The organism is Pseudoduganella sp. RAF53_2 (genome assembly GCF_052113985.1).
In the GTDB taxonomy this organism is placed as follows: Bacteria; Pseudomonadota; Gammaproteobacteria; order Burkholderiales; family Burkholderiaceae_D; genus Rugamonas.
On record NZ_JBFRDW010000787.1, the window covers coordinates 1 to 2,423 of the forward strand.

A 2,423-nucleotide genomic window follows, 5' to 3' on the forward strand; every position below is an offset into this window, starting at 1 on the left:
ACGAAAGGCGATACTCCATGGACGATCAAGATAACGAACACCTCAGCCTTCTAGCTAAACTAGCAAAGGTTGTTTCGCCGCATGTTCATCGTACAGTCATTTCAATTGCAATGGGCTTAGTCGGGGCAGTGATGCCGTTTCTTTTCAAAGTCTTTCGCGAAGATTCCAATTATTCTGTTGTCGTCCTGATTTTGGTTGTAGCAGGCTATTTTGTGCTCAACATCCTCACCGATCTACTAACAAATTCTATCGTCGATATTGAAATATCCGTGACCTCAGCAACTGTTCGGATAATGGGATTAGCCATATCCGAGCGAGTCGTCGCGGCGAGGGACGCGGCTCTCTCCCTAACCTATTTGAGAAGGTTTAAGGAGCGACATTCAGGAGTAAAGCTGGCGCTGCTAGCCTCTGCCACCGTACTCTCAATCCTTAGCTTGAGGTTCCCGGATCTTGACTTACTTCAGTTCGCGACGGTCTCAATCGCAGCGTTGGGTCTGCTCGTGCTAAAGGAGGCCGTGGTTCAGTATAGAATCCGCAACGGTTTATTTGGGACAACAAGCTTTGAAGCACGAGAACTCATCGATTTCATTGTGAAAAACTCAGATGACATTGATTTTACAGACGGCGATGGAAACCTTCGAAAAGCACTGCTTCCACAGGAGAAGGAGCTAGGCAACGCGAAGCCGCATTTTACGCCCGGCGGAGTGAGTATCTAATGGACAACGTAGACTCCGGCTCGCGTATCCTCAATCGCGCACTTGATATTATCTTCACAAAGTATCCTGCTCGTACAGGCTTAGGCGTCATACTTGGTTGCACTCTTGGATTTACAGCAAGACTATTCGCTCCAGCGCTTAAATCTATAGAGTTTGCCGACTTTTCCGGGGCGCCTTGGTGGGGCTGGATAACGCTCGGGATTCTGATTATGCATTCCCCGACCATCACGTCTCTTTTTAAACAGAAGGCAATCGGGAACGACGCCATTGATCAGGCTCTCGACCTAATTGATCGTGGCAACTTTACTCAGGCGGAACGTCGTCAACAATACCGGAACTTAATTGAGCGCGTTTCAAGCAACGTCGCGCTTAGTCAGACAACTAAGCGCACTGTGAAGAAAATTGAGAAGAGCATTACAGAAGGTGAAACAGCATCTCGGGGCAAATAGCTGAGAAATGGAATCTATGTTGACGTTTGCGGAAGTGCACATATCTGGCTTTGTCGAAGGATGTAATAACGGCGGGCGCGGCTGTTTATGCGGCCTCTATCGCCACAAAGGGTTTAACAACTTGGCAGCGTCAGTTTCGAGGTCAGCAGGACTTTGCGCTAGCCCGTCAGATCGCGCTGGCGGTCGCGAAGTATCAAAGCGCCATTGACGGAGTGCGAAATCCCCTAATCTGGTTCGAGATGAAAGATCGACCTGTCAAACTATCCGACGCCGAGAAGGCGAGATTTGACGGCATAGCGGTAGAGTACAAGAAGCGCTGGGATGCCGTGGTGACTGAGCGCGATATTCTCGAGTCCGCCATCCTCGAGGCAAGGGTGGTATGGAAGAATGGTGCCGAGCTCCTGCCTCTCTGGTCAACGCTGTTTGAACTGGAGAAGGAGCTCCGCCGCAGCGTCTACAATTACCTCACTTCGATCAATCCGGAGGCTTTGGCGACTGTAAAGTTTGCTGCAGAAAAAGCGCAAGGCAAAGCGCGGGATATTCTTTACGACGTCTTGGAGGCCGATCAACCCGACTCGTATCGGAGCGAGGTAGCGGAAGCATCATCCAAGATTGTTGAATGGTTGGCGCCAAAGCTGATGCGGTAATTATGTCCTCAAATGATAGCCCCGCCATACGGAGGGGCGTTCGAGGGGAGGAGTCTGCAGCGGCATAGACCGGATCACCTTGCGCCACCACTGGCGCCCAGCGCGCGACTGTTTTCGTCGGAAATACTCACACATAATCACGCCCGAGGACGCCCTAAAGGGTACATGCATTCTGCCGACATAGTCTCAGACTTTAATTCCAATTTTATGCTGTGGCCGCTATGTGACGAGCTTCTAATAAGGGTTGCCTTTTTCACTTCAAAAAGGCAAATTACCTGATGGCTATTTCCAATGCGTGCGGGATAGCTTTCATCTTTGTTAGGACGAGGAGCCGCAATGGCCAAGAAAAAAAAGAGTGGAGCTGACTCGATAGTCGGAGGCGTCATTGTAGTAGTGCTGTTCGGATTGTTTTCGCTACCTACGCCTGTTCTCATTGTTCTTGGTTTCGCTGCGGTCGTCGCCGGCTTTGTGTATTTGCAGTCCAAGTGGAAGAAGCCATCTGATACTCAGGCAGTTCCGAGGACACCCGCACCTTCGACTCCTACGAAATCACAGCACAAATCGGTGATGACTACGCCGAAGCCTCATCAGTCGGAGGACGCGTCGGTCGA

General features: G+C 50.6%; 4 protein-coding genes. All 4 read left to right on the forward strand.

Annotation, left to right across the window (positions count from 1 at the left end):
* The first annotated feature begins 17 nt into the window (after positions 1 to 17).
* On the forward strand, positions 18 to 716 hold the full coding sequence (locus AB4Z11_RS29490; protein WP_442029398.1) for a hypothetical protein: 699 nt from the start codon (positions 18 to 20) through the stop codon (positions 714 to 716).
* Positions 716 to 1,165 carry a hypothetical protein gene (locus tag AB4Z11_RS29495; RefSeq protein WP_442029400.1) on the forward strand — a complete coding sequence of 150 codons (450 nt, stop codon included), beginning with the start codon at positions 716 to 718 and terminating at the stop codon, positions 1,163 to 1,165. The genes AB4Z11_RS29490 and AB4Z11_RS29495 overlap by 1 nt, the downstream gene beginning before the upstream one ends.
* 50 nt (positions 1,166 to 1,215) lie before the next feature.
* On the forward strand, positions 1,216 to 1,812 hold the full coding sequence (locus AB4Z11_RS29500; RefSeq protein ID WP_442029402.1) for a hypothetical protein: 597 nt from the start codon (positions 1,216 to 1,218) through the stop codon (positions 1,810 to 1,812).
* Between the two features lie 336 nt (positions 1,813 to 2,148).
* Positions 2,149 to 2,423: hypothetical protein (locus AB4Z11_RS29505; RefSeq protein ID WP_442029404.1), on the forward strand; the 275-nt coding region annotated here is incomplete at its 3' end.